Source organism: Pseudomonas sp. Y24-6 (assembly GCF_020295325.1).
In the GTDB taxonomy this organism is placed as follows: Bacteria; Pseudomonadota; Gammaproteobacteria; order Pseudomonadales; family Pseudomonadaceae; genus Aquipseudomonas; species Aquipseudomonas gregormendelii.
Genome location: NZ_JACBXG010000003.1, coordinates 140,769 through 164,043, shown reverse-complemented (window position 1 = coordinate 164,043; position 23,275 = coordinate 140,769). Strand labels below are relative to the sequence as shown.

General features: G+C 61.1%; 23 protein-coding genes and 1 pseudogene. 12 read left to right on the top strand and 12 right to left on the bottom strand.

Translation table 11 applies throughout. The annotated features are described in order from the left end of the window. Positions 1-184: 184 nt before the first annotated feature. The 7 genes from HYI44_RS07100 to HYI44_RS07070 all read right to left on the bottom strand — a co-directional run bounded on the left by HYI44_RS07100 (position 185) and on the right by HYI44_RS07070 (position 7,621). Complete coding sequence (locus HYI44_RS07100; protein WP_045058866.1) at positions 185-1,597, bottom strand: amino acid permease; 1,413 nt, start codon at positions 1,595-1,597, stop codon at positions 185-187. An 875-nt stretch (positions 1,598-2,472) separates the two neighbouring features. Further along, the gene (gene rluB, locus HYI44_RS07095; RefSeq protein WP_122837921.1) at positions 2,473-3,741 is read right to left on the bottom strand and encodes a 23S rRNA pseudouridine(2605) synthase RluB; all 1,269 of its coding nucleotides are present in this window, start codon (positions 3,739-3,741) and stop codon (positions 2,473-2,475) included. Between the two features lie 155 nt (positions 3,742-3,896). Then, on the bottom strand, positions 3,897-4,088 hold the full coding sequence (locus HYI44_RS07090) for a DUF1289 domain-containing protein (RefSeq protein WP_225569056.1): 192 nt from the start codon (positions 4,086-4,088) through the stop codon (positions 3,897-3,899). Positions 4,089-4,243: 155 nt separating this feature from the next. After that, positions 4,244-5,284, bottom strand: a complete 1,041-nt coding sequence (gene scpB, locus HYI44_RS07085) for an SMC-Scp complex subunit ScpB (protein WP_225569055.1) — start codon at positions 5,282-5,284, stop codon at positions 4,244-4,246. Positions 5,285-5,295: 11 nt separating this feature from the next. Further along, positions 5,296-6,054 carry a segregation and condensation protein A gene (locus HYI44_RS07080; protein ID WP_225569206.1) on the bottom strand — a complete coding sequence of 253 codons (759 nt, stop codon included), beginning with the start codon at positions 6,052-6,054 and terminating at the stop codon, positions 5,296-5,298. A gap of 60 nt (positions 6,055-6,114) precedes the next feature. Further along, on the bottom strand, positions 6,115-6,744 hold the full coding sequence (locus HYI44_RS07075) for an L-threonylcarbamoyladenylate synthase (RefSeq protein WP_045058915.1): 630 nt from the start codon (positions 6,742-6,744) through the stop codon (positions 6,115-6,117). 13 nt (positions 6,745-6,757) lie between these two features. Then, positions 6,758-7,621 carry a PHP domain-containing protein gene (locus tag HYI44_RS07070; RefSeq protein WP_122837917.1) on the bottom strand — a complete coding sequence of 288 codons (864 nt, stop codon included), beginning with the start codon at positions 7,619-7,621 and terminating at the stop codon, positions 6,758-6,760. An 87-nt stretch (positions 7,622-7,708) separates the two neighbouring features. Here HYI44_RS07070 and HYI44_RS07065 point away from each other — a divergent pair, with 87 nt between their 5' ends. From HYI44_RS07065 to HYI44_RS07045, 6 genes and pseudogenes are all read left to right on the top strand, one after another. After that, positions 7,709-8,305: a septation protein A gene (locus HYI44_RS07065; RefSeq protein ID WP_122838617.1), complete on the top strand. Its 597-nt coding sequence runs from the start codon at positions 7,709-7,711 to the stop codon at positions 8,303-8,305. 1 nt (position 8,306) lies between these two features. Next, a complete protein-coding gene (locus HYI44_RS07060; protein ID WP_045058859.1) occupies positions 8,307-8,606 on the top strand; it encodes a YciI family protein in 300 nt (99 codons plus the stop codon). 101 nt (positions 8,607-8,707) lie between these two features. After that, positions 8,708-8,789 (top strand): annotated as a pseudogene (locus tag HYI44_RS29525) (translation initiation factor 2); the annotation flags it as partial. A gap of 7 nt (positions 8,790-8,796) precedes the next feature. Next, positions 8,797-9,474 (top strand): response regulator transcription factor, encoded by a 678-nt coding sequence (locus HYI44_RS07055; protein WP_122837916.1) that lies wholly within the window; start codon positions 8,797-8,799, stop codon positions 9,472-9,474. 222 nt (positions 9,475-9,696) lie between these two features. Beyond that, positions 9,697-10,146 carry a Spy/CpxP family protein refolding chaperone gene (locus HYI44_RS07050; RefSeq protein WP_122837915.1) on the top strand — a complete coding sequence of 150 codons (450 nt, stop codon included), beginning with the start codon at positions 9,697-9,699 and terminating at the stop codon, positions 10,144-10,146. Between the two features lie 177 nt (positions 10,147-10,323). Continuing rightward, a complete protein-coding gene (locus HYI44_RS07045) occupies positions 10,324-11,664 on the top strand; it encodes an ATP-binding protein (protein WP_225569054.1) in 1,341 nt (446 codons plus the stop codon). A 96-nt stretch (positions 11,665-11,760) separates the two neighbouring features. Here the strand turns inward: HYI44_RS07045 and HYI44_RS07040 are convergent, their stop codons facing one another. Next, positions 11,761-12,327: an NAD(P)H nitroreductase gene (locus HYI44_RS07040; RefSeq protein ID WP_122837913.1), complete on the bottom strand. Its 567-nt coding sequence runs from the start codon at positions 12,325-12,327 to the stop codon at positions 11,761-11,763. A gap of 122 nt (positions 12,328-12,449) precedes the next feature. Between HYI44_RS07040 and HYI44_RS07035 the strand changes: the two genes are divergently transcribed. Beyond that, complete coding sequence (locus HYI44_RS07035) at positions 12,450-13,904, top strand: TrkH family potassium uptake protein (RefSeq protein WP_122837912.1); 1,455 nt, start codon at positions 12,450-12,452, stop codon at positions 13,902-13,904. Here HYI44_RS07035 and HYI44_RS07030 read toward each other — a convergent pair. Then, the gene (locus HYI44_RS07030; protein WP_225569053.1) at positions 13,861-14,922 is read right to left on the bottom strand and encodes an AraC family transcriptional regulator; all 1,062 of its coding nucleotides are present in this window, start codon (positions 14,920-14,922) and stop codon (positions 13,861-13,863) included. The genes HYI44_RS07035 and HYI44_RS07030 overlap by 44 nt on opposite strands. Positions 14,923-15,083: 161 nt before the next feature. Here HYI44_RS07030 and HYI44_RS07025 point away from each other — a divergent pair, with 161 nt between their 5' ends. After that, on the top strand, positions 15,084-15,395 hold the full coding sequence (locus tag HYI44_RS07025; RefSeq protein WP_225569052.1) for an Mpo1-like protein: 312 nt from the start codon (positions 15,084-15,086) through the stop codon (positions 15,393-15,395). Positions 15,396-15,422: 27 nt separating this feature from the next. After that, positions 15,423-16,013, top strand: a complete 591-nt coding sequence (locus HYI44_RS07020; protein WP_225569051.1) for an HD domain-containing protein — start codon at positions 15,423-15,425, stop codon at positions 16,011-16,013. A gap of 104 nt (positions 16,014-16,117) precedes the next feature. Here HYI44_RS07020 and HYI44_RS07015 read toward each other — a convergent pair whose 3' ends face one another. After that, the gene (locus HYI44_RS07015; RefSeq protein ID WP_045058850.1) at positions 16,118-16,933 is read right to left on the bottom strand and encodes a UDP-2,3-diacylglucosamine diphosphatase; all 816 of its coding nucleotides are present in this window, start codon (positions 16,931-16,933) and stop codon (positions 16,118-16,120) included. Between the two features lie 135 nt (positions 16,934-17,068). On the opposite strand from HYI44_RS07015, the gene HYI44_RS07010 reads away from it, so the two are divergent. Then, positions 17,069-17,833: a helix-turn-helix transcriptional regulator gene (locus tag HYI44_RS07010; RefSeq protein WP_225569050.1), complete on the top strand. Its 765-nt coding sequence runs from the start codon at positions 17,069-17,071 to the stop codon at positions 17,831-17,833. 96 nt (positions 17,834-17,929) lie between these two features. Then, positions 17,930-18,823 (top strand): DMT family transporter, encoded by an 894-nt coding sequence (locus HYI44_RS07005; RefSeq protein WP_122837906.1) that lies wholly within the window; start codon positions 17,930-17,932, stop codon positions 18,821-18,823. Here HYI44_RS07005 and HYI44_RS07000 read toward each other — a convergent pair. Continuing rightward, positions 18,817-19,104 (bottom strand): SelT/SelW/SelH family protein, encoded by a 288-nt coding sequence (locus HYI44_RS07000; RefSeq protein ID WP_045058847.1) that lies wholly within the window; start codon positions 19,102-19,104, stop codon positions 18,817-18,819. The genes HYI44_RS07005 and HYI44_RS07000 overlap by 7 nt on opposite strands. Positions 19,105-19,175: 71 nt before the next feature. Between HYI44_RS07000 and HYI44_RS06995 the strand changes: the two genes are divergently transcribed. Then, entirely contained in the window at positions 19,176-21,365 is a 2,190-nt protein-coding gene (locus tag HYI44_RS06995) for a patatin-like phospholipase family protein (RefSeq protein WP_225569205.1), read from the top strand. Positions 21,366-21,480: 115 nt separating this feature from the next. On the opposite strand, the gene HYI44_RS06990 is transcribed toward HYI44_RS06995, so the two are convergent. Continuing rightward, entirely contained in the window at positions 21,481-23,238 is a 1,758-nt protein-coding gene (locus HYI44_RS06990; protein WP_225569049.1) for a FimV/HubP family polar landmark protein, read from the bottom strand. Between the last annotated feature and the right edge of the window lie 37 nt (positions 23,239-23,275).

Sequence of the window (23,275 nt, the reverse complement as noted above, 5' to 3'; positions counted from 1 at the left end):
TGGGAGCAAGGCTTGCCCGCGATTGAGGCGCCGCGATTTACAGGTTAGACCGCGTCATCGTTCATCGCGGGCAAGCCTGACTCCCACAGGGGATCTCCACAGGCTTGCTTTCACAGGAGATCTGCGCAGGTTACAAAACAACAAACCCGGCACATGGCCGGGTTTGTTGTTTCTGCGTACCGCGTTACTTCACGGCAGGCTGAAGGGCATGCCGTGCGCTGCGCTTGTTCTTGATGCCATAGCAGATCCACATGAAGGCAAGCCATACAGGGATCGCGTACACCGAGACCTGGATGCCCGGTATCAACAGCATCACGCCAAGGATAAACACCACGAACGCCAGGCAGATGTAGTTGCCGTACGGGTACCACAGCGCCTTGAACAGCGGTGTCTGGCTGGTTTTGTTCATGTGCTGGCGAAACTTGAAGTGCGAGAAGCTGATCATCGCCCAGTTGATCACCAGGGTGGCCACCACCAGCGACATCAGCAGCTCAAGCGCGCTGTGAGGAATCAGGTAGTTGAGCAACACCGCGATCAGCGTGACCGCCGCCGAAGCCAGGATCGAGCGCACCGGCACGCCGCGCTTGTCGATCTTCGCCAGGGCTTTCGGGGCATCGCCCTGCTCGGCCATGCCCAGCAGCATGCGGCTGTTGCAGTAGGTGCCGCTGTTGTACACCGACAATGCCGCCGTCAACACCACGAAGTTGAGGATGTGCGCCGCCGTGTTGCTGCCCAGCATCGAGAACACTTGCACGAACGGGCTGCCGCTATAGGAATCGCCGGAGGCGTTCAGGGTTTCCAGCAGGCTGTCCCATGGGGTCAGCGACAGCAGGATGACCAGTGCGCCGATGTAGAAAATCAGGATCCGGTAGATCACCTGGTTGATGGCTTTCGGGATCACGGTTTTCGGCTTGTCTGCTTCTGCTGCGGTGAAGCCCAGCATTTCCAGGCCGCCGAAGGAGAACATGATGATCGCCATGGCCATCACCAGCCCGCTGACACCGTTGGGGAAGAAGCCACCGTGGGACCACAGGTTGCTCACCGACGCCTGGGGCCCGCCGTTGCCGCTGACCAGCAGGTAGCTGCCCAGGGCAATCATGCCGACGATCGCCACGACCTTGATGATCGCGAACCAGAACTCTGCCTCGCCGAACACCTTCACGTTGGCCAGGTTGATCAGGTTGATCAGGACGAAGAAACCGGCCGCCGAGACCCAGGTAGGGATGTCCGGCGCCCAATAGTGGATGTATTTGCCGACGGCAGTCAGCTCCGACATGCCCACCAGGATGTACAGGATCCAGCAGTTCCAGCCCGACAGGAAGCCGGCGAAACCACCCCAGTATTTGTGCGCAAAGTGGCTGAACGAACCGGCGACCGGCTCTTCGACGATCATTTCGCCAAGCTGGCGCATGATCATGAATGCGATGAAGCCGCAGATGGCGTAGCCGAGGATCATCGACGGGCCGGCGGATTTAAGCACCCCGGCAGAGCCGAGGAACAGTCCGGTACCGATCGCCCCACCGAGGGCGATCAGTTGAATATGGCGATTTTTCAGGCCGCGTTTCAGCTCGCCTGAATGCGAGTTTTGTCCACTCATGAAAAGGGTCTCACGCAAGGTTTGATGATGTTCAGTAGACGTGCTGCTCGGGTTGCGATTTCAAGCAGCGCCGATCAAACCCCAGCGCAAGCACCAGGAGTTCAGCGTATTTACAACGTTCATGCGTCACCTGTTTGTTTTTATCTGTGACGAAATCGAACCCGACGCGCTTGTGGCGCAACGGAGTTAACAAGGCGGATAGCCCTGAGGTATGCGCTGGTGCGCAGGAAGTCACAGTTAAAACGCGGCGCATTGTACACCTGTAACCCCCTGCTGCCAGACCCGCTGGATCAGCGTGTCATTTGCCGGGATTGCCTGTGTCCGCCCCGGCAGTGCCGGACGGCTGCAAAAATAGATTCAGACCTTTGCAGGTCTTCGACGGGGACGACAGGAAAATCGCCCCTCGGAGAGAGTTGGAGTTGGGTCACGGCGTTCATTGCGCCTCCTTGTTTTTATGCACCTGCACGGCAGGCATGGGGCGCATCTGATCCTGCTATGGAGGTTGAAACAAGCGGGATAGAGGGCTTGGGAATCCATGAGGTCCGGGTTAGCGGAAGGATTTCCTTACACCCGGCGGAAAATAGCTGAAGCACTGGGTAATTCGTCAAGATCTCGTTACAGCGTGTAACGACGGATTTCCAATCGACATGCTTTGGTGTCTTCGCTGGTGCCATCGCGAGCAAGCCCGGCTCCCACAGTGATATCCGCCGAGCACAAATGCTGCGTCCACCTCCAATACCCTGTGGGAGCGGCGGTGCGACGTGCTCAAGAAGGCAAACTGCCAGGCGCCGCAGCATTTGAGCCAGACAAAAAAACGCCACCCCGAAGGATGGCGCTTTTCACTGACTGCTTACCGCTTGAAGCCTACCGCTGCTTCACTCCGGCTTGCGACGGCCAAAGCCCGGACGCTGACCCGAACCGGCCGGCGCACCACGGCGCTTGCCTGATGGCGCATCCTTGTCGACCAGGACAATGCCCGGACGCTTTTTCGCGACTGGTTTGGCTGGGCGCTTGGTGTCCGCTGGACGATCCGCCACTGGCGTACCACGACCGGCGGGAGCGCCGCGATCACTGCGACCCCCGGCTGGCGCGCCACGGCCTTCACCGCGCTCGGTACGGCCATTGGCCGGACGCGGCGTACGTGGACCGCGCTCGCCATCGGCGCGAGGAGCCGCCGGCTTGCGGGCCGGACGTTCGCCTTCGATGTGCGGCTCACGGGCCGGACGCGGGTTGGCAGCTGGAGCACCGGCGGCTGGACGCAGGGTCCTCACACGCTCGGTGGTGCCCATCGGACGCGACGACTTGCGCTGCATCCGCTCGAGCTTGTCTTTGCTCTTGGCGTTCATCTGCGGCATGGCCACAGGCGTCAGGCCAACCTCGGCACTGAGGATGTCGACTTCGTACTGGCTCATTTCGCGCCAGCGACCCATCGGCAGGTCGGAGTTGAGGAACACCGGACCGAAACGCACGCGTTTCAGGCGGCTGACCACCAGACCCTGGGATTCCCACAGACGACGAACTTCGCGGTTACGACCTTCCATCACCACGCAGTGGTACCAGTGGTTGAAGCCTTCGCCACCTGGCGCCTGCTTGATGTCGGTGAACTTGGCCGGGCCGTCTTCGAGGACAACCCCGGCTTTCAAGCGCTCGATCATCTCGTCATCCACTTCGCCACGCACACGTACCGCGTATTCACGGTCCATCTCGTAGGAAGGATGCATCAGGCGATTGGCCAGCTCACCGTCAGTGGTGAACATCAGCAAACCGGTGGTGTTGATGTCCAGGCGCCCGATATTGATCCAGCGACCTTCTTTCGGGCGCGGCATCTTGTCGAAAACGGTTGGACGGCCTTCCGGGTCGTTGCGGGTGCAGATTTCACCGTCGGGCTTGTTGTACATGATCACGCGGCGAACCGACTCGGCGGCCTCTTCGCGCTTGATCACCTTGCCATCGATGGTGATGGCGTCATGCAGGTCGACGCGCTGACCAAGGGTGGCGTCTTTGCCATTGACTTTGATGCGGCCATGGCTGATCCAGGCTTCCACGTCACGGCGCGAGCCTACGCCGATACGGGCGAGGACCTTCTGCAGCTTTTCGCCTGCTGGGCCGATTTCCTGGTCGTCTTTCTGGTCGTTGATACTCATCTGGGCACCTCCCGGTGTGGTCTGTTCAGGAAGCGCTGATAAGGCGTCCTGAAGCGTTGTCTATCTGGTACTTGGGCGAAGGGATCGCCGAAGGGTCGCGAATCATACGCGCATGCGCGGATTTACGCATCAGAGACTAGCGCAGGCAGACCAGGTTATTTGCTTTTGCGCCGAGCGGTAGGGCCGAGCGCGATCAGGCGTAACGCGGCTTCGGCGAGCACGGCGCGCTTGTCGACCTTGTCGAGCTTCTTCCACGACTTGATCTCGCGCTTGCTGCGGCCGCAGCCGATGCAGATGTCGTCGGCGAATTTGCAGACGCTGATGCAGGGGTCTTTGGGTGAGCTCACTTGAGGCCTCAAAAATTAAAGTCAAAAGATCGCAGCCTGCGGCAGCTCCTACATGACCGGGTACAAATTGATACTGGTGGCAAACGCGGTCCTGTAGCTGCCGAAGGCTGCGATCCTGTAGGAGCTGCCGAAGGCTGCGATCTTTTGGCAGCACCTCAGTCTTCGAATGCGCGGCGTTCAGCTTCGATGGCTTCGGCCAGCGCGCGGGCTTCGGCTTCCTCGTCACTCAACTCAGATTCGAGCTCCGGTTTGCGCTGTTCGAGAGCAGCGACGGCGGCCAGTAGTTTTTCGCGAGCTTCGGCAACGCCAAGCACATCGTCGTCCGGTTCCTCTTCGAGTGTGGCGTCAGGCTCGGCGTGAAGTTCAACTTCAATCGCAGGTTCCGGCTCAACCTCAACCTCAACTTCCATCTCAGGTTCAGGCTCAATCTCGGATTCAGATTCAGGCTGATCCGGCAGCTCTTCGGCATCAGTCACCGCACCATCGCGCAGAATGTCATCGAAATCGGTCTTGAGCCCCTCCTCCATAGTGTCCAGTTCCAGCAGCAAGGTATGGAAACTGGTTTCCTCCTTGGGCTCCTCCGGTTCGGCACTGGCGTCGGCCAGCTCTTGCAGGCTGGCAGGTACGGGGGCGTCGTCGAAGTCGAGCACCGGGTCGGGCTCCAACTCGCGCAGCTCTGCCAAGGGTGGCAGATCGTCCAGATTCTTCAGGTTGAAATGGTCGAGAAACGCCTTGGTGGTGGCGAACATCGCCGGTTTGCCGGGCACGTCGCGGTAGCCGACGATGCGGATCCACTCGCGCTCAAGCAGGGTCTTGACGATGTGGCTGTTGACCGCCACACCCCGCACGTCCTCGATTTCACCCCGGGTGATCGGCTGGCGATAGGCGATCAACGCCATGGTTTCGAGCATGGCCCGGGAATAGCGCTGCGGGCGCTCTTCCCACAGGCGCCCGACCCACGGCGAGAATTTTTCGCGGATTTGCAGGCGATAGCCGGAGGCGACTTCCTTGAGTTCGAAGGCACGACCATCACAGGACTTGGCCAGAATCGTCAGGGCCTTCTTGAAGACCGGTGGCTCCGGGCGCTCGGCCTCTTCGAAGAGTTCGAACAGACGTTCAAGCGATTGCGGTTTTCCCGAGGCCAACAGGAAGGCTTCAAGCAGTGGTGCCAGCTCGCGGGGTTCAGTCAGGTTCATGATTCAACTCGTTAATCGGCTCGGGCCCGCACGTGGATCGGCGCGAACGGCTCATTCTGCACCAGCTCGACCAGGGATTCCTTGACCAGTTCGAGGATCGCCATAAAGGTCACCACCACCCCCAGGCGCCCTTCCTCGGCGGTGAACAGCTCGACGAAGGGCACGAACCCGCCGCCCTTGAGCCGCTCCAGTACATCGCTCATGCGCTCGCGGGTGGACAAGGCTTCGCGACTGACCTGGTGACTTTCGAACATGTCGCCCCGGCGCAGCACCTCGGCCATGGACATCAGCAACTCCTCCAGGCTGACGTCCGGCACCAGCTTGCGCGCCCGCGCCTCGGGGGCATCAAGCCTGGGCACGACGACATCACGGCCAACCCGGCTCAGGCCATCGATGCCTTCGGCTGCGGCCTTGAACCTTTCATACTCCTGCAGGCGCCGGATCAGTTCGGCGCGGGGATCGTCTTCCTCGGCCTCGATCGACTCCGCCCGAGGCAAGAGCATTCGCGACTTGATCTCGGCCAGCATCGCGGCCATCACCAGGTATTCGGCCGCCAGCTCCAGGCGCACCGACTGCATCAACTCGACATAGCCCATGTACTGGCGGGTAATTTCCGCGACCGGAATGTCGAGAATGTTGATGTTCTGTTTGCGGATCAGGTACAGCAGCAAATCGAGGGGGCCTTCGAAGGCTTCCAGAAACACCTCGAGAGCATCCGGCGGAATGTACAGGTCCAGCGGCATTTCCATTACCGCCTGGCCATAGACCATGGCGAAAGGCAGCTCCTGCTGGGCGCCGGCCTGAGTGTCGACGGGCTCTACTGCCGACATCTAGGCTTCGGCCATGAACGGCGCAGGGTCGCCGCAGCCGACGCGGATCACTTCCGGCTCGCCATCGGCAAGACTGATCACGGTGGAGGCCTTGATCCCGCCGACGCCGCCGTCGATGATCAGGTCGACCTGATGCTCGAGCAGCTGGCGCATTTCGTACGGGTCGGTCAAGGGATCGGTGTCACCCGGCATGATCAGCGTCACGCTCATCAAGGGCTCGCCCAGCTCTGCGAGCAAGGCCAGGGCGATCGGATGACTCGGCACACGCAGGCCGATGGTGCGCTTTTTCGGGTGCAGTAACAGCCGCGGGACTTCCCGTGTCGCGTTGAGAATGAAAGTGTAGGGGCCCGGAAGATGGGCCTTCAGCAGGCGAAATGTACCTGTATCAATCTTGGCGAACAGACCCAGTTGCGAAAGATCGCTGCAAATCAGCGCAAAATTGTGCTTTTCGTCCAGTTGACGCAAGCGCCGCACACGCTCAACCGCATTCTTGTCGCCAATCTGGCAACCAATGGCGTAGGACGAGTCCGTGGGGTAAATCACCACCCCGCCTTTGCGGATGATCTCGACCGCCTGTTTGATCAGGCGCGCTTGCGGGTTTTCCGGATGAATCTGGAAAAATTGACTCACATTCTCTACCTGTTCAGACGGCGGCAATAATTGGATCATGTTTGAATCGACACCAAAGTGGCGGCAGATCCTCCGGAAGCGGGCGATATTCGCCGATCTCGGACCAGCCTCCAGGGCCATGGAAATCACTGCCGGCGCTGACCAGCAGACCGAACTCACGAGCAAGAATCGCCAGGCTGCCGACCTGTTCGGCGGGCTGATGGCCATTTACCACTTCTATGGCGTGGCCGCCTGCTTGAATATAGTCAGAAATCAGCCGACGACGCTTGCTGCGAGTGAAATCGTAGTGCCATGGGTGCGCCAGGCTGACCCAGGCTTTCGCCGCGCGAAGGGTTTCGACCGTTTCTTCCAGGGTCGGCCAATGCTGCTTGACGTCCCCCAGCTTGCCGGCACCCAGCCATTTGCGGAACGCCTCGGCGCGATCCTTGACGAAACCTTCGCGCACCATCCAGTCGGCAAAATGCGGACGGGCCGGCGCGTTGCCACTGTCGCCCAACTCCTGCTGGATGGCCCGTGCGCCTTCGAGGGCGCCCGGCATGCCCTTGAGCGCCAGCTTGCGGCTTATTTCCTCGGACCGTAACCAGCGGCCATCGTGCAATCGGGCGATGGCTTCGACCAGCGATGGCGCATTTACATCAAACCCGTAACCCAGCACATGAATGGTCGCGCCGCCCCAGGTGCAGGACAATTCGACGCCATTGACCAACTGCATGCCCAGCGCTGTGGCGGCCGTGCGGGCTTCATCCAGCCCTTCAAGGGTGTCGTGATCGGTCAAGGCCAGGACTCGCACGCCTTTCTCGAACGCACGCGCAACCAGAATCGCCGGTGCCAGGGCGCCATCGGAGGCCGTGCTATGGCAGTGCAGATCAACATTCACGGGGAAGTGTTACCTCAAATCAGCTGGCGCTATCGCGCGCCCATATGTTTGTTATTATGCCGCCACATCCTGCTTCTGGCTGCCACTGTGAAACAATTCATCGATTTCATCCCGCTTCTCCTGTTTTTCATCGTCTACAAACTTGATCCACGGGTCGTCGACATCGCCGGCCATGAATTGACTGTAGGCGGTATCTACAGCGCCACCGCGATGCTGATCATCAGTTCCCTGGTGGTCTACGGCGCCCTGTTCATCAGCCAGCGCAAGCTGGAGAAGAGCCAGTGGCTGACCCTTATCGCCTGCCTGGTGTTCGGCGGCATGACCCTGGCGTTTCATAGCGAAACCTTCCTGAAATGGAAGGCACCGGTGGTCAACTGGTTGTTCGCCCTGGCGTTCATCGGCAGTCATTTCATCGGCGACCGCCTGCTGATCAAGCGCATCATGGGCCACGCACTGACCCTGCCAGACCCGGTCTGGACTCGCCTGAACATCGCATGGATCGGCTTTTTCCTGTTCTGCGGAGCCGCCAACCTGTTTGTCGCGTTCACGTTCCAAAGCTACTGGGTCGACTTCAAGGTCTTCGGCAGCCTGGGCATGACGCTGTTGTTCCTGGTCGCACAGGGCATCTACCTGTCGCGCCACCTGCACGACACCGATACCACAACGCCAAAAACCGAGGACTGACATGCTTTACGCAATCATTGCCACAGACGTCGCCAACTCCCTGGAAGCTCGCCTGGCCGCGCGGCCTGCACACCTTGAGCGCCTGCAACAGCTCAAGGGCGAAGGCCGAATCGTACTGGCCGGGCCGCACCCGGCGGTCGACAGCAATGATCCGGGCGCGGCAGGGTTCACCGGCAGCCTGATCGTCGCCGAGTTCGACTCCCTGAATGCCGCCCAGGCCTGGGCCGACGCCGACCCCTACATCGCCGCCGGCGTGTACGCCAACGTTTCGGTCAAGCCGTTCAAGCAAGTCCTGCCTTAGTTTGTCCCCCACGATGAACCTTCCCGGGTTCATCGTGTTCTCAATCGCTCATCCTTCCCGTTTACCTGCCGACAACCTGCCCAGTAACCGATTGGAATCAGGCGGGAGTTGCGCGGTTGGCCCTGCTGTGCGGTATCTTCGCCATCGGGGCAAGTCGAAAAACCTCGGCAATGGCTAAATTGAGTGATTCATGAGCGAGCTGTTATTAATTGATGATGACCAGGAGCTGTGTGAGCTCCTGTGCAGTTGGCTGGGCCAGGAAGGCTTTCAGGTCCGTGCCTGCCACGATGGCCAGAGTGCCCGCCGGGCCCTGACTGAAACGTCTCCCGCAGCGGTGGTGCTGGACGTCATGCTGCCGGACGGCAGCGGGCTGGAGTTGCTCAAGCAATTGCGCAGCGATCATCCGGACCTGCCGGTATTGATGCTCTCGGCCCGTGGCGAACCCCTGGACCGGATTCTTGGGCTGGAACTGGGTGCCGACGACTACCTGGCCAAACCCTGCGACCCCCGGGAACTGACCGCCCGCCTGCGCGCGGTGCTACGGCGCAGTCATCCGGCGGCGGTGTCCAGCCAGGTGGAACTGGGCGACCTGTGCTTCAGCCCGGCGCGAGGCGTGGTCAGCATCGACGAACAGGAGTTCACCCTCACGGTTTCCGAAAGCCGCCTGCTCGAAGCGCTGCTCAAGCAACCGGGCGAGCCGCTGGACAAACAGGAACTGGCGCAGATCGCCCTGGGCCGCAAACTGACCCTGTACGATCGCAGCCTGGACATGCACGTGAGCAACCTGCGCAAAAAGATCGGCCCCCACCCCGACGGCCGCCCGCGCATCATTGCGTTGCGCAGCCGTGGGTACTATTACAGCCTCTGAGCCCCCCTGCGATCGACATGAATCGCGCTCCTACGGGGCTCGATGAGATCGGGGGCGGGGCGGGAGATCATGAGTCCGGGAGATCAGGTGGTTACCTGGTTTGTCAGGCCGGGCCAAAATGCTCTTTACACAGGCTTTACGCTGCCCTGACCGCCGCTTACCTTGGTCTCGATAATCTGTACTCATCCGGAACGTACCGGGAACGAGACAAGGAGATTCACCATGCGCAAGACTCTTATCGCTCTGATGTTCGCCACCGCCCTGCCGACCGTTGCCATGGCGATGCCTGAAGGCGCCGGCCCGATGGGTGGTCCGATGGATGGCCCGCGCCACGGCGGTCAGATGCACGGCATGCACGGCAAAGGCCCCTACGGCCAACTTGACCTGAGCCGCGAACAGCGCGAGCAGATCCGCAAGATCATGGGCGAGCAGATGCACGAGCGTAAGCAAGTGGTCGACAAGTACCTGGAGAAACTCTCCCCGGCCGACCAGAAAGCCATGAAAGATGAAATGGCCGCCAACCACAAGAAGGCCGAAGCGGACGTCCGCGCCCTGCTGAAACCGGATCAGCAGAAGCAATTCGACGAGATGCAGAAGAAAAAGGCTGAACGTCGCGCCGAATGGGCCGAGTTCAAGGCGTGGAAAGCGCAGCAACCGCAAAAAGCGCAATAATACGCTGACCAAAGACCCAACGGCCCCCACCGTTGGGTCCTTTTTTTTGTAGGAGCGAGCTTGCTCGCGAAAAACGTCAACGAAAACGCGGGGTATCAGACAGCCCACGTCGTACCTGCGTTTTTCGCGAGCAAGCTCGCTCCTACAGTATTAATTCGTGTCTGCTGAGGACTTTCTGTGCGTTCACTGTTCTGGCGTATCCTGGCCAGCTTCTGGCTGGCCATCGCTCTGGTTGCAGGGCTTTCCATACTGCTGGGGCACATGCTCAACCAGGACGCATGGATCCTCAGCCGCCACCCGGGCCTCAACACCCTGGCCGAACAGTGGACGCAAACCTTCGAAGCCCAGGGCGAAGAAGCCGCGCAAGACATCCTCGAGCAACGTAAACGCCAGTATCACATCGACGTCCAGGTGCTGAACGAGAGCGGCGACCCGGTGGTTCGCGGCACCTTCCCGCGCCGCGCCGCAGCGTTCGAAGCACGCCAGAACGACGGTGATCGACGCCTGCCCTGGCGGCGCCTGACCGACGAGTACACCAGCGAAAAAACCGGCAACACCTACTTGCTGATCTACCGCATCCCGCACCCGGAACTCGACTCCTGGCACCGCGAAAGCCTGCTGTGGCCTTTAAGTGCGCTAGGCATCGCGCTGGTGGTACTCACCCTGTTCAGCCTGTTCGTGACCCTGTCGATCACCCGCCCGCTCAGCCGGTTACGCGGGGCCGTGCATGACCTGGGGCAAACCACCTACCAACAGAACAGCCTGGTCAAACTGGCCAATCGCCGCGACGAATTCGGCGTACTGGCCAATGATTTCAACCGCATGGGTGCGCGCCTGCAAAGCCTGATCGGCAGCCAGCGGCAATTGCTGCGCGATGTGTCCCACGAACTGCGCTCGCCCCTCGCCCGACTGCGTATCGCCCTGGCGCTGGCCGAGCGGGCCAACCCGGAAGAACGGCAGAAACTCTGGCCGCGCCTGACCCGCGAGTGCGACCGTCTGGAGGCGCTGATCAGCGAAATCCTGGTCCTGGCGCGGGTCGATGCCGACAATGCCAGCGCCGAAGACGTTGAACTGCATGCGCTGCTGCAAACCCTGCAAAAAGATGCCCAGCTGAGCTCGCCGGAACAGCCCGTAAACCTGGAGATCGACTCGGCGCTCAGCCTCAAGGGCTGGCCAACGATGATTGAACGTGCGGTGGATAATCTGCTGCGCAACGCCCAACGGTTCAATCCGCCCGGGCAATCGATAGAAATGCGGGCGACCCGGCAGGGTGAGCGGATTGTGATCAGCGTGCGCGATCACGGCCCCGGCGTGGAGGCCGTGCATCTGAGTCAGCTGGGAGAACCGTTTTATCGGGCGCCGGGCCAGACTGCCGCGGGGCATGGCCTGGGTCTGGCGATTGCGCGCAGAGCGGCGGAGCGGCATGGCGGGAGTCTGGCGCTAAGCAATCATCCGCAAGGCGGGTTCATTGCCAGTCTCGAATTGCCGTTGGTACCAGGGGCCGTGGTCCAGCCGTAGCGATAGCGGTGTTGTCGGAAAGATCGCAGCCTCGTTTCACTCGACAGCGCCTACAGAACGCGCCATCTTTGAAACGGGGCTGCGATCTGTCGATGTTCAGCGCTTGCCCGGCCAGGCACTGACGAACTCATCAAGGTTCACTTTCTCCGCCACCCGCGGTTCTTTCTGCGGCGTCCCCAGGTAGAGAAACGCAATGACCTCCTCCCCCTCCGCCAAACCCAAGCCCTTGGCCACGTGGGGCGAATACGCCAGGTCGCCGGTGCGCCACACCGCGCCAATCCCTTGGGCATAGGCGGCCAGCAGGATGCCATGGGCCGCGCAACCCGCAGCCAGCAGCTGCTCGGATTTCGGATACTTCACGTGTTCCTGCAATCGCGCGATCACCACGACCACCAGCGGTGCCCGCAGCGGCCCGTTGCGCGCCTTGTCCACCGCGGCTTCAGACACTTCGCCGTCCTGCAGCTTCGCCGCTTCAGCCAGCAGCTCGCCCATCTGCTCCCGTGCAGCACCCTCGACGGTCAGAAACCGCCAAGGCTGCAAATGACCGTGATCCGGTGCGCGCATGGCTGCGGCGAACAGGGCCTCACGCTGCTCGGCGGTCGGTGCCGGGTCGAGCAGTCGGGGAACGGAAACACGGTTGAGCAAAGCGTCGAGAGCCTGCATCGGCCACCTCCAATGAAAAATGTTTGGCTATTCTAGCGGTAACTGCCGCAGGGATGCCGGTTTACATGCCCTGCCCCGCAGGTAGAATGGCGCCCTTCCCTATTTCAGCCCGAGCGGACTTCATGGCGTTGCCGACCTTACGGATCATTGGTTTCATCATCGGCATCTTTCTGATCACCCTGGCCATCGCCATGGTCGTGCCCATGGCCACGCTGGTGATTTTCGACCGCACCAGCGACCTGCCGTCGTTCCTCTGGGCCAGCATGATCACCTTCGTCGCCGGCCTGGCGCTGGTCATCCCCGGTCGCCCTGAACACATACACCTGCGCCCGCGGGACATGTACCTGCTGACCGTCAGCAGCTGGCTGGTGGTGTGCATATTCGCCGCGCTGCCGTTCCTGCTGACCCAGCACATCAGCTACACCGACTCATTCTTCGAAAGCATGTCCGGCATCACCGCCACCGGGTCGACAGTGCTCAACGGCCTGGACAAGATGTCACCCGGGATCCTGATGTGGCGCTCGTTGCTGCACTGGATCGGCGGCATCGGCTTTATCGGCATGGCAGTGGCGATCCTGCCGTTGCTGCGCATCGGTGGCATGCGCCTGTTCCAGACTGAATCCTCGGACCGCTCCGAAAAAGTCATGCCCCGGTCGCACATGGTGGCGCGTCTTATTGTTGCAGCCTATGTCGGCATCACCATCCTCGGCAGTCTGGCCTTCTGGTGGGCCGGGATGAGCCCCTTCGATGCCATCAACCATGCGATGTCGGCCATTTCCACCGGGGGCTTCTCGACCTCCGACCTGTCCCTGGCCAAGTGGACACAGCCCGCGGTGCATTGGGTGGCGATCGTCATCATGATCCTCGGCAGCCTGCCATTCACCTTGTACGTGGCGACCCTGCGCGGCAACCGGCGGGCATTGATCAAGGATCAGCAGGTTCAGGGTCTGCTCGGGATGTTGCTGGTGACCTGGCTGGTGCTAGGCACCTGGTACTGGTGGACCACCCAGCTGCACTGGCTGGACGCTCTGCGCCACGTGGCGCTGAACGTGACCTCGGTGGTCACCACGACCGGATTTGCCCTGGGGGACTACAGCCTGTGGGGCAATTTCTCGCTGATGCTGTTTTTCTACCTGGGTTTTGTCGGTGGTTGCTCAGGCTCGACCGCTGGCGGGATCAAGATCTTTCGCTTTCAGGTCGCCTATATCCTGCTCAAGGCCAACCTTAACCAATTGATTCACCCGCGCGCAGTGATCAAGCAGAAGTACAACGGACACCGGCTCGACGAAGAGATCGTGCGGTCGATCCTGACCTTCTCATTCTTCTTTGCCATCACCATCTGCGTCATCGCCCTGCTGCTTTCGCTGCTGGGAGTGGACTGGATGACCGCGCTGACAGGCGCAGCCAGTACCGTATCCGGCGTCGGCCCGGGGCTGGGTGAGACTATTGGCCCGGCGGGCAACTTCGCGACGCTGCCCGACGCCGCCAAGTGGATCCTGTCGTTCGGCATGTTGCTGGGCCGACTGGAGATCATCACGGTGTTTGTGTTGTGTATTCCGGCGTTTTGGCGTCACTGACCGGCCCAGGCGTGCCCGTCAACCGTGCCCGGTACTCTCCCGGCGTGGCGTCAAACCAGCGGCGGAACGCGCGGAAAAAGTTGCTGGGGTCGGCGAAACCCAACAGGTAGGCAATTTCCAGCAGGGTCATGCTGGGCTGGGCCAGGTACTGCTCGGCCATCTCGCGGCGAGTATCGTCGAGCAAGGCCTGGAAACTGGTGCCCTCTTCCTGTAACCGGCGCTGCAAGGTGCGCTGCGACAGGTGCAGCGTCTGCGCCACGGTGTCGCGCTTGGGTTCACCCTGCGGCAGCAGCCGGCACAACACCTGACGCGCCTTGTGGGTCACACGACTTTCGGAAAACCGCGCCAGGTACTCGCCGGCAAACCGGTCATGCAACGCCGCCATCGCTTCATTGGCCGTAGGCAGCGGCGCCTCCATGTCGGCGCGCTCGAAAATCAGCGCGTCATAGGGCGCGCTGAATACCAGTGGGGCGTGGAATGTTTGGGTATAGGGCTCAAGGTTGACGGGGTGCTCACCCTGGAACATCACCTTGCGGGGTTGCAGGGTTCGCCCGGTCAGCCAGTTGCACAGCCCCAGGGCGCAGGCCAGGGAAGCCTCGGCGCTTTGCCGGGTCGGCGGCAGATGGTCGCCATGCACCGTCAGGATCAGCGCATAACCCTCGTCCAGCAGGCGGAAACTCAGGTCGGCACTTTCGGCGATGATCCGTTGATAACGCACCAACCGCTGAAAACCTTCAACCAGGGTCTGGCTCGACATCAAGGCGTAGCCCGCCACATGAAAGGATGCCGGCCGCACCACTTTGCCCATGTTCAGGCCGATCGCCGGGTTACCCGACAGCTCGACCGCGCGTTGCCACAGTCGTGTCATGGAGTCCTGGGTAAAGCGCCCATCCGGGTCGGTCAGGGCCGCGTAGTCCAGCCCTAGCTGCCTGAACAGGACCCGACAATCCAGGCCGTCCATTTCCAGTGCCTTGACAATCCCCATCGCCCAGCTTGCAGAAGTCGTTCTTTCGCTCATGGCGTTTACTGTCTTGGTGAGCCGTCTACGGCCGCAGGTTTACCGAAGGATACTAAAGTGGCGCCTATTGTCACTGGCTGATGCCAATGATCACTCTAGACTTAAATAGGCTACCCGCAGAACAACTTGGCGCCAGAACAATAACCACAGAGACCGTTGTCGTGGAAAACATCAGACGTTTCAACAGCTTCGCCGAGTTCTACCCGTATTACCTCAGCGAGCACAGCGACAGTACTTGCCGACGATTGCACTTCATTGGCACCACACTGGTTATTTTCATTCTGGCCATGACCATCGGCAAAGGCGCCTGGCTATTACTGTTGTGCCTGCCCCTGGCCGGTTACAGCTTCGCCTGGGCCGGGCATTTCTTTTTCGAGAAAAATCGTCCCGCGACCTTCCAGCATCCGTTTTACAGCCTGCTCGGCGATTTTGTCATGTACCGCGACATGATCCTGGGTCGCGTGCCGTTCTAGGAATCTCCCGCTACTCGAGGACAGTCGATGAATGCCAATGCCCGCTTCACCCACATGCAAGACGGCACCCAGGAAGACTGGGCAATCATCGCGGCCGACTTCAGCGCCTACGCCAGGCAGTTACCAAAGCGGATCGTGTCCCACGTGACGTTGCTCGAGGGTGACTTCGGTGGTTTTCCCGTAGATCGCCTGACCCACTCCCTGCAAACCGCAACACGTGCCTGGCGCGACGGCCGTGATGAGGAGTATGTGGTGTGTGCGCTGTTGCATGACATTGGCGATACGCTGGGCTCCTACAATCATCCGGACATTGCTGCGGCGATCCTCAAGCCATTCGTCAGCGCCGAGAATTTGTGGATGGTGGAAAAGCACGGGATTTTCCAGGGTTACTACTTTTTTCATCACTTGGGTATGGATCGGCATCTGCGCGAGCAATTCAATGGTCATCCGCAGTACCAGGCGACTATTGAGTTCTGCGCCAAATATGATGCGGCGGCGTTTGACCCCGCCTACGAAACGCTGCCGCTGAGCTTCTTCGAGCCGATGATGGAGCGCCTGTTTGCGCAGCCGAAGAACTCGATCTACAAGGCGGCGATGCAGGAGCACTCACCAGCCTAGAATCAAAAGATCGTCCGATCGCGGCCTTCGGCAGCTCCTCCACCTGCGTCCCACCGTAGGAGCTGCCGAAGGCTGCGATCTTTTGATCTTTTGATCTTTTGATCTCAGGCAGGCTCACCCACCTTCTGCGCCGTCATCTGCTCTTCCCGCGCCTGTGCGTCCGCCAATCGATACAACTCGATCGAGCCGTCCCAGTGCTCGATCAGCGCCGTGCACGACTCCACCCAATCCCCGCAGTTCAGGTAATCCACGCCGCCCACCCGGCGGATTTCGGCATGGTGAATGTGCCCGCACACTACGCCGTGCAACTCGCGCTTTACGCACTCGTGGGCGATAGCCTCCTCGAAATCACTGATAAAGCTGACTGCGGTTTTCACCTTGTGCTTGAGGTAGGCCGACAGCGACCAGTACCCATATCCATAGCGGGCGCGCCAGTGATTCAGCCAGCGGTTGAGTGTCAGGGTAAATTCGTAGGCCGAGTCCCCGAGAAACGCCAGCCAGCGGTGGTAGCGGGTGATCACATCAAACTGGTCGCCGTGGATCACCAGCAGATGCCGGCCATCCGCCGTGACGTGCACCGCCTCGTCGACCAACTGGATATTGCCCAGGATCAACTTCGAGTAACGGCGCAGAAATTCATCGTGGTTGCCCGTCACGTAGATCACCTCGGTGCCGCGCTTGCTCATGGTCAGCAGGCGGCGAATGACGTTGGTGTGCGCCTGGGGCCAGTACATGCCGCTACGCAGCTTCCAGCCATCGATGATGTCGCCGACCAGGTAGACCTTGTCCGCGTGGTAACCCTTGAGAAATGTGCTCAGGTGCTCGGCCTGGCAGTCCCGGGTGCCCAGATGCACGTCGGAAATCCACAAGGTCCGCACCCGCTGCTTGCGACCGGGTCTGGCGAGCTCGGCACTGGTCATTGGCAACGCTCCACGATGGTTTGGACAACTGTGCGCCGGGCGGGTGAATCGCCCATGACAATGACGCGTCAGTCCTGTGACAACGCCTGGCGGCCAACGCGGTGTAGAATGCCCACCTTGCCCGGGAGACCTGCGATGAGACCGATCCTCACGCTCCGCCAGTACACCAAGGACCTGATCATCCACAGCCACGACCATGCGCAGTTGGTGTTCGGGTTGTCGGGTGCGCTGGATTTCGAGGTGGGCGGGCATGGCAGCCAGGTGATCCAGCAGAGTTTTATGGTGGTGCCTTCCGGTTTTCATCACGCCTGCAACAGTGCCAATGGCAGCCGTTGCCTGGTGCTGGATATACCGAGCGATCAATGGGTGATGCAGTCCCTGGGTGAGCATGCCGACGCCAGCCGACGCCTGCTCGACAGCGCTGCACGCCTGCCCCTCGATGCCGGGCAGAGCCAATTGTTGAGCTGGCTGGCGGGCAGCCAGGTCGACGACCCGCTGATTGCGCAACAGGGTGCCGTGCTGCTGCTGGCCAGTCTCAATAACGTCAAACCCGAGGTCATGGGGGGGCGTCGCCTGCCCTACGCGGCGTTGAATGCGCACATCGACCAGCACGCGGCCTATCCCCTGCAGGTCGCTGACCTCGCCCGCATCGCCGACTTGTCCAGCGCCCGCCTGCATGCCCGCTTCGTCGCCGAATGCGGGCAGACGCCGATGGATTACATCCGCAGCCGCCGCCTGCACCGGGCTGTCGAGCTGTTGCGCGACACCGTGCTGCCCATCGGCGAAATCGCCAGCCGGGTCGGCTACAGCTCGCAAAGTGCGTTCGCCGCAGCAGTGTTGCGCGAGTTCGGCGCCTCTCCGGGAAAACTGCGACGCGAGGGCGGCGACAAAAGACGCTAGTCTCGCGACAGACGCATACTGCTCCCCCACGGTCTACTGTAGGAGCTGCCGAAGGCTCGTGTATCGGCCGTGCTCACTCATGATCAAGGATCTGCAATGACTCCCCGTACCGCCCTTGGCGCCCTGCACATTGGTGCACTGATGTTCGGCCTGACCGGCGTGTTCGGCAAACTCGCGGCAGCCTCCCCGGCCGTGATCGTTTTTGGCCGCGCGGCGTTCGCGGTGCTCGCCCTGGCGGTGTTTGCGCGGTTCGCCAGTGCCACCCGCTGGCAACCTCTCGAAGCCGTGGATTGGCGCCGATTGTTACTCAGCGGCGTGCTGCTGGCCGGGCACTGGGTGAGCTTTTTCATCGCGGTGAAGGTCGCCGGCGTGGCGATTGCGACGTTGGGATTCGCCAGTTTCCCGGCTTTTACCGTGATCCTCGAAGGCCTGATCTTCCGCGAGCGAATTCGCGCCAACGAAATTCTCCTGGTGGTGCTGGTGAGTATCGGGTTGGTGCTGGTCACACCTGATTTCGACCTCGCCAGCGGCGCCACCACCGGCCTTTTGTGGGCAGTGGGTTCGGGTTTGCTCTTCGCTTTGTTGTCGTTGACCAACCGCGCCAGTTCCTCACGGATTCCGCCGGTGCAGGCCGCGCTGTGCCAGAACGTGGTGGTCGCGCTGTGCCTGCTGCCGGTGGCCGCACCGCAATTGAGCGAAGTGCGCGCCCTGGACTGGCTGTGGATCAGCCTGCTCGGAATCTTCTGCACCGGTGTCGCTCACAGCCTGTTCGTCGCCAGCCTGGCGGTGATCAAGGCTCGCACCGCCGCAGTGGTTTTCGCCATGGAACCGGTGTACGGCATCACCATGGCCTGGCTGCTGTTCAACGAAAATCCCACGCTACGCATGCTGCTCGGCGGCGCGTTGATCATCGTGGCGATTGTGGTCTCCAGCCGTCTTGCCGGCGGGTCAGACAAGAAAACCGTTGTTGCAGAGGCTGCCTCTCACTGAGTCCGGTCGTTGTGACCGAGGTCGCGGTCGGGATCAATCTGATCCCGAACCCGCTGTTTCAACACCTTGGCCTCGGGAAAACCGCCGTCACTCTTGCGCTCCCAAAGCTGCACGCCATCACAAAAAATATGGAACACCCCACCTGTGCCGGGCACCAGCGACACTTTGCCCAGGTCGTCACCAAAGGTACTGAGCAGTTCCTGGGCCAGCCAGGCTGCGCGCAGCAACCACTGGCACTGGGTGCAATAGGTGATGACAATTTCCGGTTTGCTGGCAGGCATGATTGACGAGACTCCAGAGGCGAGGGGCGCCGCTATAATAGCGACCTTTTCCGCTGGTCCCGAGATTCATGATGCGCCATCTTCTGTCCTGCCTGCTGCTTTGCTTGCTGCCCATGATCGTCCAGGCCGCCGAGCCTCCTCGACCAAAAGTCGGCCTGGTGCTGTCCGGTGGCGCAGCCCGGGGCCTGGCGCACATTGGTGTGCTCAAGGCGCTGGAGGAGCAAGGCATCCAGATCGATGCCATCGCCGGCACCAGCATGGGTGCGGTGGTGGGCGGGTTATACGCATCCGGGTACAAGATCGATGAGCTGGAAAAGCTCGCCCTCAACATCGATTGGCAGCAGGCCCTGTCGGATGCGCCGCCCAGGGCCGACGTGCCGTTCCGGCGCAAGCAGGATGATCGCGACTTCCTGGTGAAGCAGAAACTCAGTTTTCGCGACGACGGCAGCCTCGGCTTGCCGCTCGGGGTCATCCAGGGCCAGAACCTTGCCCTGATGCTGGAAAGTCTGCTGGCCCATGCCAGCGATACCCGGGACTTTGACAAGCTGCCCATACCCTTCCGCGCAGTCGCCACCGACATTGCCAGTGGTGAGAAGGTGGTGTTTCGCAAGGGTCACCTGCCTCAGGTGATTCGCGCCAGCATGTCGATCCCGGCGGTGTTCGCCCCTGTCGAACTGGATGGGCGCCTGCTGGTGGACGGCGGCATGACCGATAACATCCCGCTGGATGTCGCCAGGGAAATGGGGGTTGACGTGGCGATCGTGGTCGACATCGGCACGCCCCTGCGCAACAGCAAGCAACTGACCACCGTGGTCGACGTGCTGAACCAGTCGATCACCTTGATGACCCGCCGCAACTCCGAAGAACAGCTCGCCGCCTTGCACCCGGACGACATCCTGATCCAGCCGTCACTGGCGAGTTTTGGGGTGACCGACTTCGGTCGTGCCGAAGAAATGATCGAGGCAGGCTATCGCGCAACCAGGATTCTCGATGCACGCCTGGCGCAGCTCAAGCCGTCGCAGCCGCTGGATCCCGAGCTGAGCGCCGCCCGTGAGCCCAGTGAGCGCACGCCGATCATCACCGCAATCAAGGTCGAGAATGACTCCAAAGTCGGCGATGATGTCATTCGGTACTATATTCGCCAGCACATTGGTCAACCACTGGACCTGGGGCGCCTGCAAACCGATATGGGCACCTTGTATGGCCTGGACTACTTCGAGCAGGTGCGATACCGAGTCGCCCACAAGGGCACTAGCCACACTCTGATCATCACTGCCCGCGGCAAGCGCAGCGGCACGGATTACCTGAGGCTGGGCTTGAACCTCTCGGACGATATGCGCGGCGACAGTGCGTTCAACCTGGGCGCCAGTTACCGCGTCAACGGCATCAACCGCCTGGGTGCCGAATGGTTGACCCGCGCGCAGATCGGCGACCGCCAGGAACTGTACAGCGAGTTCTACCAGCCACTGGATGTCGGATCGCGATATTTCATTGCGCCCTACGCCGCCTTTGACGCGCAGAACGTCGAAGCTACCCTGGACAACGATCCGATCGCCCAATACCGGGTTGAGCGCTACGGCTTTGGCCTGAACGTAGGCCGCCAGATCGGCAACAGCGGCGAAGTGCGCCTGGGTGTTGGCGAAGCCTGGGGCAAGGCAGACGTGCGCATTGGCGACCAGGACCTGCCCAGCGAAAGCTTCAACGAAGGGTTTTATGAAGTGAAGTACTCGTTCGATTCACTGGATAACGTCTACTTCCCCCATGAAGGCGAAGACTTCGGCCTGGCCTTGCGGCAGTACGAACCCGGCCTGGGCTCGGACAATCGCTATCGACAATGGGAAGTCGCGCTGGACAAGGCCCTTAGCCACGGCCCGGACACCTTCATTCTCGGCGGCCGCTACGGGCGCACGCTCAACGACGCCAATGTGGTGACTTCCAGCTTCCTGCTCGGCGGAGCACGGCAGTTATCGGGTTTCAGGGAGGATGCGATTTCCGGGCAGAACATCAGCCTGATGCGCGCCGTCTACTATCGACGCCTGACACCGCGCTCTTACCTGCCGCTGGATTTTCCGCTGTATGCCGGTGGGTCACTGGAGCGAGGTCGGGCGTGGAACAACGACAATGAGTTCGACAGTGGCTACATCAATGCCGCCAGCGTATTCATCGGCTTCGACACGCCCTTGGGGCCGCTGAACTTCAGTTACGGCTTTAACGATGCCGATGAGCAGGCCGTGTACCTGAACCTGGGGCAAACATTCTGAAGCCTGTGGGAGGGAGCCTGCTCGCGATTGCGGCTGGTCAGTCGCTATTTATGTCGACTGACTCACCGCTATCGCAAGCAGGCTCACTCCCACATTGATAACGACACATGCACTATCAGCGAATGCCAGCCAACAAACTCCGCGCGGTCTGCTTGAGAGGTTCATCGGCATCCTTGAGCAGCTCGTTGAGCAGCTCAATCGCGCTGTCCAGGTCGCCGTCATCAATACAGGTCTGAGCCTGTTCCAGTTTGCCGGCGTTGTCCGGTTCAAGACTGAAGGGCTCAATTTCCAGCGATGAGTCCGGGTCACCGAATTCGGCGAGGAAATCGTCATCCAGCCCCTGGGAATCGGCTGGCGCATCCCACTCCAGCTCGGGTTCGCCCAGTGAAGGCTCCTCGGGCATTTCGAACACCTCGGGCAAGATGTGGAGATTGGAGTGAAACGCCGGCTCTTCTGGAAGTGCGGGTGGCGGCGCAGCGCTGTCGAAGGGGCTGATCAGGTCCCAATTGGCGTCCATCGACAGGTCATCCAGATTCAACTGGAACTCATCGCCCTGGGCAACAACGGGCGCTGCGGCGATCACTGAAGCGACAACCGGCGCAACAGCCAGCGACGTCACGTTGTGCATTTTCGGGTGTCGGCTGCGAATGTCCTGCAGGGTCTGCGGGTCAAATCCTGAGTCGCGCAGCTGGGTTTCCTGGGCGTCATAGGCCGCCACGTCGCCTTGTTTGCCGAGCACTTCCAGCAGTTGCACGGCCAGATCAGTGCGCTGTGGCTCTTTGGCCAGCGCCTCGCGCAGCAAACCGGCAGCCTCGGAAAACCGGCCATAGGCCATGTAGATACCCACGCCCTCAAGCACGTCGCCCGACGGCGCATCCTCTTGGTGATCCGCCGCCGATTTGGCCAGCGGTGCCTGCATTCCTAAATGATCATCAGCCACCGACTCAGGCCGGGAAGCAGGCACCGGAGCCTCCTGCGCCACCTCATCCGCCTGTTGGCGTTGGCGCTGGCGCCGCATGAACAAACCCAGGAGTACCAGGACCGCCAAGGCCAGAACGCCGATAATCATTGGCCATTGACTGGCATCAGGCTGTTCAACGGCGACCACCGGCGGTGCCACGGCAACAGGTGCCGCGGGCGGTGCCTGTTGCACTTCGGCCAACCGGGTTTGCAGTTCGATCACCTGCTTCTTGTGGGCGGCAATCTGTTCGTCCTGTGTCTGCAGCCGCGCACTCAGCTCAGTGATGGTCGCTTGCAGTTGCTGGTTTTGCAGAACGCTGGCGGCCAACTGCTCTGCAGCGGGGTCAATTTCCGCGACCGGGGCAACAGCCTCGGCCTTGGGCGCAGCAGCTTTTTTCGGCGCTGGCACTGGCGTGGCTGCCGCAGGCTTGACTGCAGGAAACGGAGAATTTGGCGAAGTGGCGGCGGGTTCATCGACCACCGGAACAACACCCGGCGCGCCAGGAGGATCGATCAACACCGTGTATTCGCGCAGCACCCGCCCATTGGGCTGATTGAGCTGCACCAGGAAATTCAGGAAGGGTTCATTGACCGCTTTATTGGAGCTCACCCGGATCAGGCTGCGATTGCCCTTGAGGATTGGGGTGAACTTCAGGTCGTTGAGAAAAAACACGCGTTCAACACCCGCGCGGCTGAATTCGTCCGCCGTGGCAAGATTGACCGACAGGTCGCCCTCTTCGAGCCCCGCCGCGTCCACCAGCGCGATGTCTGCCCGCAATGGCTGATTCAGCGCGGAATGCAGGGTGATTTCACCCAACCCCAGCGCAGGCGCCAATGCCGAGTAACACACAGCGCCACCCACCAGCAGCAGCCTGGTGCCACACCGCAAGACAACGTGCAAACTCTCAAGCATGAGCATCCCTTAGATAACCAGAACCAACCGTACGCGT

Coding starts and splice junctions, on each gene's coding strand:
- HYI44_RS07040 (WP_122837913.1), bottom strand. CDS start 12,327: ATGCAGGCTCTCGACGCTTTGCTCAACCGTGTTTCCGTTCCCCGACTG.
- HYI44_RS07080 (WP_225569206.1), bottom strand. CDS start 6,054: ATGGTCTATGGCCAGGCGGTAATGGAAATGCCGCTGGACCTGTACATT.
- scpB (WP_225569055.1), bottom strand. CDS start 5,284: ATGAACCTGACTGAACCCCGCGAGCTGGCACCACTGCTTGAAGCCTTC.
- HYI44_RS07060 (WP_045058859.1), top strand. CDS start 8,307: ATGCTTTACGCAATCATTGCCACAGACGTCGCCAACTCCCTGGAAGCT.
- HYI44_RS06995 (WP_225569205.1), top strand. CDS start 19,176: ATGCGCCATCTTCTGTCCTGCCTGCTGCTTTGCTTGCTGCCCATGATC.
- HYI44_RS07055 (WP_122837916.1), top strand. CDS start 8,797: ATGAGCGAGCTGTTATTAATTGATGATGACCAGGAGCTGTGTGAGCTC.
- HYI44_RS07020 (WP_225569051.1), top strand. CDS start 15,423: ATGAATGCCAATGCCCGCTTCACCCACATGCAAGACGGCACCCAGGAA.
- HYI44_RS06990 (WP_225569049.1), bottom strand. CDS start 23,238: ATGCTTGAGAGTTTGCACGTTGTCTTGCGGTGTGGCACCAGGCTGCTG.
- HYI44_RS07100 (WP_045058866.1), bottom strand. CDS start 1,597: ATGAGTGGACAAAACTCGCATTCAGGCGAGCTGAAACGCGGCCTGAAA.
- HYI44_RS07010 (WP_225569050.1), top strand. CDS start 17,069: ATGAGACCGATCCTCACGCTCCGCCAGTACACCAAGGACCTGATCATC.
- HYI44_RS07005 (WP_122837906.1), top strand. CDS start 17,930: ATGACTCCCCGTACCGCCCTTGGCGCCCTGCACATTGGTGCACTGATG.
- HYI44_RS07015 (WP_045058850.1), bottom strand. CDS start 16,933: ATGACCAGTGCCGAGCTCGCCAGACCCGGTCGCAAGCAGCGGGTGCGG.
- HYI44_RS07035 (WP_122837912.1), top strand. CDS start 12,450: ATGGCGTTGCCGACCTTACGGATCATTGGTTTCATCATCGGCATCTTT.
- rluB (WP_122837921.1), bottom strand. CDS start 3,741: ATGAGTATCAACGACCAGAAAGACGACCAGGAAATCGGCCCAGCAGGC.
- HYI44_RS07050 (WP_122837915.1), top strand. CDS start 9,697: ATGCGCAAGACTCTTATCGCTCTGATGTTCGCCACCGCCCTGCCGACC.
- HYI44_RS07000 (WP_045058847.1), bottom strand. CDS start 19,104: ATGCCTGCCAGCAAACCGGAAATTGTCATCACCTATTGCACCCAGTGC.
- HYI44_RS07030 (WP_225569053.1), bottom strand. CDS start 14,922: ATGAGCGAAAGAACGACTTCTGCAAGCTGGGCGATGGGGATTGTCAAG.